The 13,304-nt window shown below is 65.7% G+C and carries 11 protein-coding genes; 7 read left to right on the forward strand and 4 right to left on the reverse strand.

All coding sequences use genetic code 11. The features are described from left to right. Window positions 1–141: 141 nt before the first annotated feature. From ACOJB8_RS00135 to ACOJB8_RS00145, 3 genes are all read left to right on the forward strand, one after another. Entirely contained in the window at window positions 142–729 is a 588-nt protein-coding gene (locus ACOJB8_RS00135) for a nucleotidyltransferase family protein (RefSeq protein ID WP_069261784.1), read from the forward strand. A gap of 121 nt (window positions 730–850) precedes the next feature. Beyond that, window positions 851–1,000, forward strand: a complete 150-nt coding sequence (locus ACOJB8_RS00140) for a hypothetical protein (RefSeq protein ID WP_176732810.1) — start codon at window positions 851–853, stop codon at window positions 998–1,000. Between the two features lie 263 nt (window positions 1,001–1,263). After that, window positions 1,264–2,493 (forward strand): PepSY-associated TM helix domain-containing protein, encoded by a 1,230-nt coding sequence (locus ACOJB8_RS00145; RefSeq protein ID WP_475010446.1) that lies wholly within the window; start codon window positions 1,264–1,266, stop codon window positions 2,491–2,493. Between the two features lie 17 nt (window positions 2,494–2,510). On the opposite strand, the gene ACOJB8_RS00150 is transcribed toward ACOJB8_RS00145, so the two are convergent. Then, window positions 2,511–3,611: a porin gene (locus ACOJB8_RS00150; RefSeq protein ID WP_368682561.1), complete on the reverse strand. Its 1,101-nt coding sequence runs from the start codon at window positions 3,609–3,611 to the stop codon at window positions 2,511–2,513. Between the two features lie 439 nt (window positions 3,612–4,050). Between ACOJB8_RS00150 and ACOJB8_RS00155 the strand changes: the two genes are divergently transcribed. The 3 genes from ACOJB8_RS00155 to ACOJB8_RS00165 are packed head-to-tail and all read left to right on the forward strand — an operon-like array spanning window position 4,051 to window position 7,198. Then, complete coding sequence (locus ACOJB8_RS00155) at window positions 4,051–4,938, forward strand: N-formylglutamate amidohydrolase (protein ID WP_475010447.1); 888 nt, start codon at window positions 4,051–4,053, stop codon at window positions 4,936–4,938. Between the two features lie 8 nt (window positions 4,939–4,946). Further along, a complete protein-coding gene (locus ACOJB8_RS00160) occupies window positions 4,947–5,717 on the forward strand; it encodes an IclR family transcriptional regulator (protein WP_069261780.1) in 771 nt (256 codons plus the stop codon). A 23-nt stretch (window positions 5,718–5,740) separates the two neighbouring features. Then, window positions 5,741–7,198, forward strand: coding sequence for a YfcC family protein (locus ACOJB8_RS00165; protein ID WP_475010448.1), 1,458 nt, complete (start codon window positions 5,741–5,743; stop codon window positions 7,196–7,198). 63 nt (window positions 7,199–7,261) lie between these two features. On the opposite strand, the gene ACOJB8_RS00170 is transcribed toward ACOJB8_RS00165, so the two are convergent. From ACOJB8_RS00170 to aepX, 3 genes are read right to left on the reverse strand one after another with little or no spacing between them, the layout of a single operon-like run. Continuing rightward, window positions 7,262–8,329 (reverse strand): 2-aminoethylphosphonate aminotransferase, encoded by a 1,068-nt coding sequence (locus tag ACOJB8_RS00170; RefSeq protein ID WP_475010449.1) that lies wholly within the window; start codon window positions 8,327–8,329, stop codon window positions 7,262–7,264. Between the two features lie 9 nt (window positions 8,330–8,338). Continuing rightward, a complete protein-coding gene (gene aepY / locus ACOJB8_RS00175) occupies window positions 8,339–9,538 on the reverse strand; it encodes a phosphonopyruvate decarboxylase (protein WP_475010450.1) in 1,200 nt (399 codons plus the stop codon). After that, window positions 9,535–11,241 (reverse strand): phosphoenolpyruvate mutase, encoded by a 1,707-nt coding sequence (gene aepX, locus ACOJB8_RS00180; RefSeq protein WP_475010451.1) that lies wholly within the window; start codon window positions 11,239–11,241, stop codon window positions 9,535–9,537. The genes aepY and aepX overlap by 4 nt, the downstream gene beginning before the upstream one ends. Window positions 11,242–11,658: 417 nt before the next feature. Here aepX and ACOJB8_RS00185 point away from each other — a divergent pair, with 417 nt between their 5' ends. Then, entirely contained in the window at window positions 11,659–13,206 is a 1,548-nt protein-coding gene (locus tag ACOJB8_RS00185) for a methyl-accepting chemotaxis protein (protein ID WP_475010452.1), read from the forward strand. Window positions 13,207–13,304 lie beyond the last annotated feature (98 nt).

Below are 13,304 nucleotides of genomic sequence, written 5' to 3' on the forward strand. Positions count from 1 at the left end.
GGGCACCGGTCTGCACCCGCATAGTGCATGCGCAGTCGGCAAACGCAGGACAGAGCAAGGCCTATGCCGCGCGCGGGGCTTGCCTCACGCGCGCTTGCGCCGCACAATCACTGCTCACCCTCTTCGCGGCGTATCACACCCATGGCCTATGCTTCGTTCGCCACCGGCGTGTTGCTCGCCGCCGGCACCGGTTCGCGCTTCGATCCCAACGGACTGCGCAACAAGCTCCTCGCTCCCCTCCCTGAAGGCACATGCGTCGCGCGCGAATCCGCGCAACGGCTGCTACGCGTCGTACCCAAAGTGATCGCCGTTGTCCGTCCCGGGGCGGAAACACTCGCGCATGTGCTCAACGACGCGGGCTGCGAGGTGGTGTTCGCCCCCGACGCCGCGCGCGGCATGGGCGCGAGCCTCGCTGCGGGCGTGGAAACCGATCATGAAGCGGAAAGCTGGATCGTCGCGCTGGCCGACATGCCCTGCATTGCCGTCGAATCGATCGAAGCCGTGGCGCGCACACTGGATGGCGGCGCGTCGCTCGTCGCGCCGTTCTATCGCGGGCAGCGCGGACATCCGGTGGGCTTCGGCTACGCGCATCGCGCAGCGCTCGTCGCGCTCGACGGCGACGCGGGCGCACGCGCCCTGCTGAGCACCCACCCGCTCACACGCATCGAAGTCGACGATCCGGGCATTCTGCGCGACGTCGACACGCCGGCCGACCTCGACGGGCTCTGATTCGCACGCACTCGCGCGCGGCGATTGTTCAATTGCGAGTGCCAGGCATGCAATCGATCGCCTACGCTATAGGTTGACGCGCACCACACGTCCGCACGCTTTAGCGCAAGAGGACCTCGCGATGATCTGCTCGCACACGAATCCGCTTCCCGATCCACTCGCCGATCCGACACGGGACCCCGAACGCGACCCGCTCACCCCACCGGCACCGGGCCATCACAAGGACGAACCGCAGCAGCCCGAGGGGCCGCCGGACAAGGACCCCGTGTGATCGCACGCCCGGCCGCTGCGGCCGGGCATCGCGTCTCATGGTCGTAGCGGCGCTCGCGACGACATCTCGCAAGCGCCACGTCCGCTTCTGCGCGCTCCGCGCTTCTTCCGCCCCCATATCCTCGCCTTTCGCAAAGCTTGCGCCTTCGACGGTCGATCCGTAGAATGCAAACGATTCCTATTTGCAGTATTTTTCAAGATTGCCGTGAGCCCAATCGTGATTGCGTTCGCCCCCGCGCGCCGGCCGGCGAGCCGAGGTTTTGCATGAGACCGATGCTGGTCCGCCTGCACCGCTGGTTCGGTCTTGGCACCGCAGCCTTCCTGTTCCTCGCCGGACTGACCGGCGCGGTGATCGCGTGGGACCACGAACTCGACGCGCTGCTCAATCCAACGTTCTTCCGTAGCGCGACGCCGGGCACCCCGCTGCCTGCGCTCGAACTCGCGAAGCGTCTCGAGGCCGAAGAACCGCATGCGGTCGTAACCTTCATGCCGCTTTCCGTCGAGCCTGGCCATACCTGGATCGCGCAAGTCGCGCCGCGCCTGAACCCCGCGAGTCAGACGCCCTACGCGCTCGACTTCAACCAGGTCGCGCTCGACCCCGTCACGGGCGAGGAGCAAGGCCGCCGCATGTGGGGCAAGGCTTCGCTTGCGCGCCAGAACCTGATCCCCTTCCTCTACCAACTCCACTACACGCTATTCATGCCGACGAAGATGGGCATCGACTTCGGCGTGTGGACGATGGGCGTGGTGGGGATGGTATGGCTGCTCGACGGCTTCATCGCGATCGTCCTCGCGTTCCCGAACCTGAAAAGCTGGCGCAAGTCGCTCGCCTTTCGCGTGAAGCGCGGCGGGTATGCGCTCACGTTCGATCTGCACCGCTCGGGCGGCGTGTGGCTCTGGGGACTCCTGATCGTGGTGGCCGTGACATCGATTTCGATGAACCTCGGCACGCAGGTCGTGCGCCCCGTGGTGTCGGTGTTCTCGACGCTCGCGCCGGACCCGTTCCGCATCGTCGCGCCGAGCCCCGCGCTCACGCCCGCTGAAGCCACCGCCGCGCGCGAACGCATCGTGGCGGAAGCCGCCGGGATGGGCCGCCGGGAAGGCATCACAGCGCCGCCGGGGGGACTCTTCGGGCTGCCCACCTCCGGCGTGTATGGCGTGGGCTACTTCGAGGCGGGCAACGATCACGGTGACGCGGGCCTCGGCAATGCCTGGCTCATCATGAACGCGCGCACGGGCCAGGTGCTCGGCAGGCAGATTCCGGGCCGCGGCAGCGCAGGCGATATCTTCATGCAGGCGCAGTTTCCGTTGCACTCGGGCCGCATTGCCGGGCTGCCGGGACGTATCGCCATCAGCATTACCGGCGTTGTCGTCGCGATGCTCAGCGTGACCGGCGTGCTCATCTGGCTCAAGAAAGCGCGTGCGCGGCGCAAGCCCGCGAAGCAGGCGAAGGCGGCCAGCACGATCGGCACGCGCGAGCGCGCCGCGAACTGACCGCCCGGGTCAGCCACTCAGAACTTGTGGCGGATGCCCGTCACCGCGAGGAACTGGTTGCCGTTGCTCGATGCGCCAGACGTCCCTTCGATCTGCGCCACGGCGTTCGTTGCGCGCTGATAGATGAGGTCGAGATAGACATCCGTGCGCTTCGAGAGGAAGTATTGCAGCGCGCTGGTCGTCTGCCAGTAGTGCCAGCTATCCTTCTGGCCGTTCGCATTCACGCCCGTCCAGGTTTCGCCGATCGCGGCATGAATGGACGGCGTGATCGCATAGCGCAGGCTGACTTCCGCGTTCTGATAGTGCTGGTATTGACTTTGCGGCGTCAGCTCGAACGCGACGTTCGTGTACATCGCACCCACGCCGAGATTGCCGAAGGTGTACACACCGCCCGCGCCCCAGATGCGCTGCTGCGTAATGCCCTTCAGGAACGTGAAGTAGTTGTCCGAAGGAATCGCGCCGGTCGTGTCCGTGGCCGGATGATCGAGCTGTACATACGCTGCGCCGAACTGCAGCGGCCCGCCCGCATAGCTCGCGCCTACGCTCCATGAACGGTTCGTCCCGAAGTTGCCCGCGTTGTTGCTGAAACCGTACATCGAGTTGATCGTCAGGCCGTGGAACTTGGGCGTGACGTACTTGACCGAGTTGTCGGTGCGGAACGTGTTGTTCAGGTCGTCGGTATCGAACGGGTGCGTACCGTATTGCGACGTCTCCACGGCCATCTGCAGCGGTTCGAGCGAGTCCTGCGCCGCGTTGTACTGGCGCCCGAACGTGAGCGAGCCCCAGCGGTCGCTCGCGAGGCCCACCCACGCCTGGCGGCCGAAGATGCGACCGTTCGCACTCGCGGTGCCGGTCTGCAGGTTGAAGCCGTTCTCGAGGCGGAAGATCGCGCGATTGCCGCCGCCCAGATCTTCGCTGCCGAGCAGGCCCCAGCGCGAGCCCTGCTCGCTGCCGGCCGTCGCCTGGAAGTTCGACTTGCCGCCCTGGTTGCTCGTGTAGGTGAAGCCGCCGTCGGCGATGCCGTAGAGCGTGACGCTCGACTGCGCGTTAGCGTGCGAGGCCGCGAGACCGAGACCGCCGATGACGAGTGCGAGGGTGTGCCGGGATGCGTGAAACATGCGTTTTTCTCCTTCTGGCATTCGATGTGCCGTGAATTGACGTTGATCTCCAGATGCGCGCCGCGAGGTGCGATCTATCTTTTGCAGTCCTGATGAAACGGCATTGCTGTGCAGCGCAGAGCGACGGTTGCCTGCTCGTAGTCCCCGTTAGCGATGCTTGCCCCCCGCTTGTTTTATTGTTTAAAACAGCGTATTATTAATTATTCGGGCCGGCTTTCCGTCCCGTCAAGAAGCTGTCAAAAACCCGCGACACGACCCAAGGCGTCGCGGCGTCCGTCAAAATCGCTGTAATCCTTTACAGTTGGTTCATTTCACCGTTTTTACCGAGCCATTCCAGGGGAAACCCCAATCGGCCCAATTTTTACCGCGCGCTACGCTGTCTCTTGAAATTAAAACGCTGTTTTATTCATTAAAACACGCGACAAGTGACCGACTAGCGATGACGAACACCAGCCTTCTTTCCCCCCAGGCAGACGAACACGCGCCCTGCTTCACCGTTGCGGCACAGGCTGCGCCGCTGCCTATCGTGTTCGACTCCCCGCATAGCGGTATTGCGCTGCCGGACGACTTCGGCACCGTCGCGCCGCGCGAGGCGATCCTCACCTCGTGGGACGCGTTCGTCGACGAACTGTGGGGCGGCGTTCCCGCGCGCGGCGGCGTGCTGATCGGCGCACGTTTTCCGCGCGCCTATATCGACCCGAACCGCGCCATCACCGACATCGACGCCGAACTGCTCGCCGAGCCCTGGCCCGAGCCGCTCGCGCCCGAGCCGTACACGCGACGCGGCATGGGACTGATCCGCCGCTACGCGCTGCCCGGCATGCCGCTCTACGATCGCAAGCTTTCTGTCGATGAAGTCCGGCACCGCATCGACGCGTATTACCGCCCCTACCGCGCGGCGCTCGCGCAGGCGGCCGAAACGGCTTACGCACAGCACGGCGCGCTATGGCACGTGGATTGTCACTCCATGAAATCGCGCGGCAACGAAATGAACGTCGACTCGGGCGAGGCGCGCCCCGATTTCGTCATCAGCGACCGGCGCGGCACGACGTCGGATCCGGCCTTCACGCAATGGGTCGCCGAGCACTTTGCGGCCGCCGGCTATCGCGTGCAGATCAACGAGCCTTACCAGGGCGGCGACCTGCTGCGCGCTGTGAGCGATCCGGCGCGCAACCGGCACAGCATCCAGATCGAACTGAACCGCGCGCTCTACATGGATGAGGCGACGTGTTCGAAGCACGCGGGTTTCGACACGCTCAAGTGCGACCTCGACGCCTTCGCCGACGCCCTCGCCCACCGGGTGCGCGCGCGACTCAACGCAAAGTGAGCATAACCATGACCTATATCGTCGATGCCGTCGACAACGCGCTCAAACTGCTCAGCTATGTGGCCGAGCATCCCGGCCTTGGCGTAACGGAACTGTCCACGCAGCTGGGTATCAACAAATCGCGCACCTATCGCATGCTCTGCACGCTGGAGCTGCACCGCTATGTCGTGCAGGACGCGCAAACCTCCACCTACGCGCTCGGCCCGCAAGCCTTCGTACTTGGCGTGGCAGCCACGCAGCAGAACACGCTCGTGCGCTCCGCCTCGCGCCACATGCTCGCGCTCAACCAGGCGATCAACGAGACGATCGTGCTGCGGGTGCGCGAGGGCCTCGAGACGGTTTGCGTCGCGCGATGCGAGACCACGCACCAGGTGCGAGCAGTAGGCGCGGTGGGCAACCGCCGGTCGATCAACCACGGCGCTTCGGGCAAGGTGTTGCTCGCCTTCGCACCCGGTGCCGTGCGCACCGACTATCTCGCGCGCATGAAGAAGATGCCCGAGGCGCCGGACCTGATCGCGCTTGTCGAGGAACTCGATGCGATCGCGCGCAAGGGCTACGCCGTGAGTCTCGGCGAAGTGACGGCCGGCGCAGTGGCGATCTCCGCGCCGGTGCGCGATATGTCGGGCGCGACGGTGGCGGCCGTCGCCATTTCAGGGCCGGAAATGCGCATCGGCCGCGCCGAGATTCCCGACTACCTCGAACGTCTTCAAGCCTGCGCCGATGCGATCTCCGCCGAACTCGGCTATGCGGGCGCACGCGCCGCGGCGCTTTCCGCCTGAGTACGCACAGAGGAATCCTTATCATGATCGCCGCTCCGCCCTCTTCCCCGCGCGAAGACACGACGCCCACCGAAGACGCAAAACCGGAAACCAGGCCGCACGGCAAGATGCTGCACCCTGTCGTCATGATGCTCTGGGTACTCGCCGCCGCATTGGCGATGACCTGGTTCGTCGACGCGGGCCGTTTCGAGCGCCACGACAAGCTGGTGATTCCGGGCACCTACCACGTGGTGCCGAAAAGCAGCGATCTCGCCACGCTCGTCGCGCCGTCAGTGACAAAGAGCACGCTGGATCATGCGGCGCCCGCGAGCCTCGTCTCCGTGTTCGTCGCCATCCCGAACGGGCTCATCAAGAACGCGCCGCTCATCGTCATGGTGATGTTCGTGGGCGGCATGTTCGGCGTCATGAAACGCACGGGCGTAGTGGACACCGGCATCGACCGCCTGCTCCAGCTCACCGCCGGCAACGTCTACGTGCTCGCGCCGCTGCTCATGATCCTGATCGGGCTTGGCAGCACCATGCTCGGATTCATTTCGGAGTACCTGGTCATCATCCCGATGGTGATGCTGCTCGCGAAGCGGCTGGGCCTCTCGAATCTGTTCGCAGTGGCGCTCGTCGCGATCGCGGCGAAGATCGGCTATATCGCGTCGGTTACGAATCCGCTTTCTCTCGCGGTGGCGCAGCCTATCGTCGGCGTGCCGCTCTTCAGCGGGCTGGCGCTGCGGCTCGGCGTGTTCGTGGTGTTTCTGACGATCGGCGTCGCGTATCTGCTGCTCTATGTGCGTCGCAGCGGCTATCGGCGCGAGGCCGCCGTCGAGGCGCTGCATGCGCCTACGCCGCTCTCGCGCCGCCACAAGGCGACGCTCGTCATCCTCGCTTTTGCGGCCGCTGCACTCGTGTTCGGCACGCGCGAACTGAACTGGGGCAACGTCGAGCTTTCCGCATTCTATGTGGCGATCAGCATCGTGACAGCGCTCGTCGGGCGGCTCGATTCGCGCAGCGCGTCCGAGGCCTTCGTCGACGGCATGAAGGGCATGGTGCTCGCGGGTCTCCTGATCGGGCTTGCGGCATCGGTCGAATTGATCCTCCAGAACAGCTTCGTGCTCGACACGCTGATCGACTACTTCACGCGCCTCGCGCACGGACGCTCGAGCGTCTGGGTCGCCAACGGACTCATGGCCGTGCAGATGCTGCTCGACGTGTTCATTCCCTCGGTGTCGGGCAAGGCCGCGGTGAGCATGCCGATCATCGGGCCTATCGCACAGCTTTCGGGCGTGAGCGGGCAGACCTCGGTGCTCGCATTCGTGCTGGGCGGCGGCCTCACGAACATGGTCACGCCCACCTCCGGCATGCTGCTCGCGTATCTCGCCACGGCGCGCGTGGGCTTCGGCGAGTGGATACGCTTCATTCTGCCGCTCTTTCTCGTGCTGCTCGTGCTGTCTTCTGCGACCCTTGCGCTTGCGGTAGTCACGGGATATTGAAGCTCGACCAAAAAAGCAAACGGGCGGCCGAAGCCGCCCGTTAGTCGCTTGCGAACTACGCCCTCAACGCGTCACTTCATCGAACGCGGCCAGCAAGCGCTCGACATCGGCGGCGTGAATGTCGCCCATCGTCGAGATGCGGAACAGTTCCGCCGACAAGCCGCCCTGCCCCGCATAGATCACGAAACCGCGCGCCTTGAGCGCGTCATGTAGCGCGGGATAATCGACGCCCGCGGGCAAGCGGAACGCGCGCAGCACCACCGACGATTCGTCCTTCGGCAGCACGCTTTCCATGCCGCGCGCAGCGAGCCCCGCGCGCACCTGCTCGGAAAGCGCCGCATAGCGCGCGTGACGCGACTGCCAGCCGCCTTCGTCAGCGAGTTCGCGCAGCGCCTCGACGAGCGCGTAGTACGCGTGCACCGAAGGCGTGAACGGCGTATTGCGCTGGTCCTGCAGCGTGGCAAGACGCTTGAGATCGAGATAGTACGTGCGGCTATGCGCTTGCGCGAGCGCGCCGCGCCGCGCGACGACGAAGGCCGCGCCCGGCACGCCGTGCAGGCACTTGTTCGCCGTGGCCGCCACCGCCGCGATGCTCGCGTCGCCGAAATCGATCGCTTCGGAACCGAAGCTGCTCACGCCGTCCACGAGCATCTGCACGCCGCGCGCGCAACACGCTTCGCCCAGTGCGCGCAGATCGTTCAGGCGGCCCGTGGTCGTTTCGTGATGAATGATCGCGACGTGCGTGACCGACTTGTCGGCGTCGAGCGCGGCCGTGATGCGCGCGAGATCCGGCGCCTGCATCCAGTCGTGCTTAACCACTTCATGCGCGATGCCATACTGCTTCGCGATCGCGGTGATGCGCTCGCCATACACACCGTTCTCGACAATCAGCAGCTTGCCGTTCGCGGGCACGAGCGTCGAGATCATGCTTTCGACCGCAGCCGTGCCGGAGCCCGTCATGAGCACGGCCTGCCATTGCGCGGGGTCGAGATCGTAGACGCCCACGAGACGCGTGCGCGCCTCTTCCTGCACGTCGAAGAACTCGCTTTCGCGATGGCACAGGTCTTCCTGGAGGAGGCTCTGACGCACGCGTTCGGTGAGCGTGACCGGGCCGGGATTGAGCAGCAGCATGGTAGTTCCTTATTCAGCGGACGTGACGACGGCGGCGCCGATGTGGCGCATGAGGCGCGTCTTGACATCGGGCGGCGTGATCGTGGGGCGCGGCAGGCCATCGGGCGTACCGCGGCGAATCGTCAGGCGTACGAAGCGCGTGCCTTCGACACCCGAAGCGCTCTTCGCACGTTCGCGCGCGGCGGTGAGCACGCTGTCGAGCATGGCGAGATCGTCGCCTTCCACGGCGTCGGCGTAACCGCACGCGGCGGCAACGTTCGCGAACGACACCTGCGCCGACACGGTGGCCTGGCCACCCGTCGAATCGTGCACGCCGTTGTCGAGCAGCACGTGCGTGAGGTTCGCGGGGCCATAGGCGCCGAGCGTGGCGAAAACGCCCATGCGCATGAGCGCCGCGCCGTCGCCGTCGAGCGCGACCACGTTGAGGTCGGGCCGCGCAAGCGCGAGACCGAGCGCGAACGGCGTGACGCAGCCCATCGAGCCCACCATGTAGAGCTGGTTCGAGCGGTCGTCGAGTGCGTAGAGTTCGCGGCCGCAGAAACCCGTCGAGGCGACGACCACCGTCGACTCGGCAGGCGTCGCCGCGATCACGCGCTCGAGCGCCTGCTGGCGCGTGGGCAGTTGATCAGGCGTCCGCCCGGTCCATTTGACCTGCGCGACCGGCAGCGCGTGCTTCGCCGGCATCGCGCCGCCGCCCTCGAGTTCGTACGGCGCCACGCTGCCCTTCTGCATGACGAGCGCGTACGGGCGGCCCGTTGCGTCCATGTGCTTGATGGCGCGATCGAGCGCCGCCGCAATCTGGTCGGCTTCCGTGGGGAACGTCTCCCACGGAATTTCCATCGTTTCGAGCATCTGCGGCGTAACCGGGCCCATCAGCGCGTGCTGCGGCTCGTCGGGCACGCCCGGCTGGCCGCGCCACGTCACGATCAGCAGTTGCGGCAGACGGAACGTCCATGTCAGCGAAGTGAGCGGGCTCACGGCGTTGCCGAGGCCCGAGTTCTGCATCATCGTGATGCCGCGCTTGCCCGCGAGCGCGACGCCCGCGATGACCGCAACCGCGTCGCCTTCGTTGGCCGCGCTCACGTAGTGCAGCGAGTCGTCCTGCAGCACGTAGTTGATGAACGGCGTGAGGTACGAGCACGGCACGCCGGCGTACCACTCGAAGCCGCGCGAGCGCGCCGCTTCGACGAATTGTGCGGCTTCGATCATGCCTGGCCCTCCGCGCCCAGCGGCGTTTGCGCGTGCGTATAGACGCCCTGAGCGAAATCTCCCGCGCGGCGGAAGTCTTCGAGGTCGTTCACGCCGCGCCAGTGGCCGTGCACGTACTGCACTTCGATTTTCTCGCCGTCTGCGATCAGTGCGTTGAGCAGCGCCGGCATGTCGAGCGTGTCGAAGTCGGCGCGCGTCTGCAGCTGCGCGAGCTTCTTCGCGAGCTTCGCACGGCCCGCGCCGCGCACGTTCACGAGGCCGATCCAGCGGCCGTGCGGGGCCGCGCCGTTCGCGGCCGGGTCGCTCGCCACACGCTCGAGGATCACCTTGCTGCCGAACAGATCGCGCTCGTCGGCGGCCGAGCACCATGCGAAGTCGCGCGTGCTGCTGTTCTCCGACTCGGGCGACGAGTCCACCACCACGCTGAAGTCTGCTTCGCTTTCCACCAGATCGCGCAGGATGTAGCTGCGGAACACGAGGTCGCCGTACGAGATCACCGTGTCGTTGTCGAGCGCGCCGACCGCGCACGCGAGCGAAGCGAGTTCGTTCGTCTGCGCGAATCGCTCGTTGCGCACGAGCTTGATGCCCGCCGTGTCGATGGCTTCGGCCTTGTAGCCGCCCACCACGGTGATGTCGTTGACCGACTGCTTCTTGAACGCGTCGACGAGCCAGCGCAGGAGCGGCTTGCCCGCGACCGGCAGCATGACCTTGGGCTTGTCTTCCGTGTAGGCGTCGAGACCCGAGCCGCGGCTCGCGGCCAGCACGATCGCCGAGCCCGCGCCGCGCGACGTGGCGCTAAGGTAGCGGTCTTCGGCTTCCGAGTATTCGTCGGCGTCCTGCAAGCGGAAAATTTCGTTGACCGTAGCAATGCGGTCTTCGACATCGACGAGCGTTTGCGTGTCGTAAATCGTTTTGGTGACGGCCTGCATGGCCGAAACGGCCGCGCGGATCTGGTGGTTCGCCCAGATCACCGTGCTGATGCCCGCCTTGCGGAACACCTCGGTCGGCGTGCTGTAGTACTTGGTCGGCACGATCACGAGCGGGCCGCGGCCCGCCCACTCGCGCGCGAACGTGAGGATCTCGTCAGCTTTCGAAAGCTTGCTGTGGATGAGGATCGCGTCTGCGCCGGCCTGGCGATACGCTTCGGCTCGCTTGAGCGCTTCGTCCATGCCCCAGCCCGCGATCAGCGCCTCGACGCGCGCGACGATCGAAAAGTGCTCGTCGGTCTGCGAATCCTTGCCGGCCTTGATCTTGCCGCAGAACTCGTCGATGTCGGCAAGCGGTTGCGCTTCGCCGCCGATGAAACTGTTGGTCTTCGGGAACACCTTGTCTTCGATGCACACGCCCGCAATGCCGCGCTGCTCCAGCTTGCGCACGAGACGGCGCACGTTGTTGAAGTTGCCGTAGCCGGTGTCGCCGTCGAGCAGGATGGGCAGGTCGCTCGCGTCGGCCATGAACTCGAGGTTGTCGACCACCTGGGTCCAGCTCGCCTCGTTGTTGTCGCGCACGCCGAACTGCGCGGAGATCGAGAGGCCCGAGCCCCAGATCGCCTTGAAGCCCGCCTCGCGCGCGATGCGTGCGGAAAGGCCGTTGTGCGCTTCCATCAGGAATTCGAGTTCGTTGCTGGTCAGCATCTGGCGCAGCCGCGCGCTGCGCGATGTGGCAAGAGCGGCGGGGACCAGGGCGGGTTCGCGTGCGTTCATTCTTGTTGCTCCAGTGGACGTCATGCGGGCCGCAGCGGGGCTGCGCCGTGTGCGTCGCATCGTTGGTAAAGGTCCTTCATCCCGGCTTGATCGCAAGCCTCGAAATCAGGCTGGCCGGGGGCAAAGTCGCGACTATATCGGAAATGATTCCTATCCGCAGTCGATCCCTGCAAAGAGTGGCAAATCATGGAGTTGCTGTGAAATTTGTGGCTTTTGTCGGCGCGTTCGCAGGCGTTTCAGCAGCGCGTCATATGCGCCAGATCAAGGACTTTGATTTGTATGAAGAAAAAGCTGCCTAAGCAGGGTTCCCCCTGGGTCTCGCGCACGTTTGCGTGGGCCGTAAACACAGTCTGGCGGCAACGCATCGCCAGTCGCACCGCTCCTGCCCTGTGAAATATCCGACCGACCATGCAGAACATGACCCTCAACAAAAAGCTCCGCTCGATGATCGCGATCCTCTGGATCGGCCTGCTGTTGATCGTCGCCTTTGGCGCCTGGCAAAGCCGCGAAGCGATGATCCGCGAGCGGCGCGCGCAGCTCACCACGCTCGTCGACGAAGCGACGAGCATCGCTAACCACTACTACGGGCTCTCGCAGCGCAACGTCATGCCCGAAGCCGACGCCCAGAAGCAGGCGCTGACCGTAATCGGCTCGATCCGCTACAGCACCGACGGCTATCTGAGCATCAACAACTCGCAGTCGGTCATGCTGATGCATCCGATCAAGCCCGAGCTCGACGGCAAGAACCTGAGCGACTTCACCGACCCCGCGGGCACCCATGTGTTCACCGGGCTCGTGAACGCCGCGAGCGGCCCGAACGGCGGCTTCCTCGACTACCTCTGGGCCAAGCCCGGCCACAGCGAGCCCGTTCCCAAGCTGAGCTTCGGACGCCGCTTCGTGCCGTGGGACTGGGTGATCGTGACGGGCATGTACATGGACGACGTGCGCGCCGAGTTCTACGACAGCCTGCTGCGCTGGCTCGCCGTGACCTTCCTGCTGGGCGGGGCCGCCACGGCCGTGATGGTGCTCGTGGTGCGCAGCGTGCGCAGCAGCATCGGCGGCGAACTGGAAGGCGCGGTGGACGCGGCCAATCGCATCGCCGAGGGCGACCTCACCTTGCGCCTGCAGGTGCAGGGCACGAACGAGACCAGCCTGATGCGCGCGCTCGCGACGATGCAGACGGCGCTCGTGCAAACCGTCTCGCGCGTGCGCAGCGGCGCCGAAAACATCAACGTGGGCGCGAACGAGATTGCGGCTGGCAACACGGATCTCTCGCAACGCACCGAGGAACAGGCGGCGGCGCTCGTGCAGACCGCGTCGAGCATGGATCAGATGACGGCGAACGTGCGCCAGAACGCGGATAGCGCCCAGCATGCGGCGTCGCTCGCGAGCCAGGCCGCCGACGTCGCGACGCGAGGCAGCGCCGTAGTCGACGACGTCGTGCGCACGATGGGCGACATCACGACGAGCTCGCAGCAGATCGGCGACATCATCGGCGTGATCGACGGCATTGCGTTTCAGACCAACATCCTCGCCCTGAACGCCGCTGTGGAAGCGGCGCGCGCGGGCGAACAAGGCCGCGGCTTCGCGGTGGTGGCCGCCGAAGTGCGCAGCCTCGCGCAGCGCTCCGCCACCGCTGCCAAGGAGATCAAGGCGCTGATCGAAAAGTCGACCGGCACCGTGACCGAAGGTCAGCATCTCGTGACCAACGCAGGCGCGACGATGACCGAGATCGTGCAGTCGGTGCGACGCGTGCACGAGATCCTCGAAGAGATCAGCAACGCTTCGCGCGAGCAGAGCGCCGGCATCGAGCAGGTCAACCGCGCCGTGGGCGAGATGGATCAGGTGACGCAGCAAAACGCGGCGCTCGTGGAACAGGCGGCAGCCGCCGCCCATTCGCTCAAGGATCAGGTGAGCGTGCTGCGCGAGTCGATCGCGAGCTTCCGCTTGCCCGCGCACGCGTAACGCTGTCGCCACGCCGGCTCGCCGCCGGTTCGCCGCCGGTACGCATCCCTACCCGCCGGGCCGCATTCGCGGCCCGGTTCGCTTTGCGCCTCCCCCGC

It is taken from the genome of Paraburkholderia sp. BR10141 (assembly GCF_056155635.1).

Excerpts from the sequence above, each read along its gene's own strand:
- ACOJB8_RS00135 (WP_069261784.1), top strand. The coding sequence starts at position 142 with ATGGCCTATGCTTCGTTCGCCACCGGCGTGTTGCTCGCCGCCGGCACC.
- ACOJB8_RS00140 (WP_176732810.1), top strand. The coding sequence starts at position 851 with ATGATCTGCTCGCACACGAATCCGCTTCCCGATCCACTCGCCGATCCG.
- ACOJB8_RS00145 (WP_475010446.1), top strand. The coding sequence starts at position 1,264 with ATGAGACCGATGCTGGTCCGCCTGCACCGCTGGTTCGGTCTTGGCACC.
- ACOJB8_RS00150 (WP_368682561.1), bottom strand. The coding sequence starts at position 3,611 with ATGTTTCACGCATCCCGGCACACCCTCGCACTCGTCATCGGCGGTCTC.
- ACOJB8_RS00155 (WP_475010447.1), top strand. The coding sequence starts at position 4,051 with ATGACGAACACCAGCCTTCTTTCCCCCCAGGCAGACGAACACGCGCCC.
- ACOJB8_RS00160 (WP_069261780.1), top strand. The coding sequence starts at position 4,947 with ATGACCTATATCGTCGATGCCGTCGACAACGCGCTCAAACTGCTCAGC.
- ACOJB8_RS00165 (WP_475010448.1), top strand. The coding sequence starts at position 5,741 with ATGATCGCCGCTCCGCCCTCTTCCCCGCGCGAAGACACGACGCCCACC.
- ACOJB8_RS00170 (WP_475010449.1), bottom strand. The coding sequence starts at position 8,329 with ATGCTGCTGCTCAATCCCGGCCCGGTCACGCTCACCGAACGCGTGCGT.
- aepY (WP_475010450.1), bottom strand. The coding sequence starts at position 9,538 with ATGATCGAAGCCGCACAATTCGTCGAAGCGGCGCGCTCGCGCGGCTTC.
- aepX (WP_475010451.1), bottom strand. The coding sequence starts at position 11,241 with ATGAACGCACGCGAACCCGCCCTGGTCCCCGCCGCTCTTGCCACATCG.
- ACOJB8_RS00185 (WP_475010452.1), top strand. The coding sequence starts at position 11,659 with ATGACCCTCAACAAAAAGCTCCGCTCGATGATCGCGATCCTCTGGATC.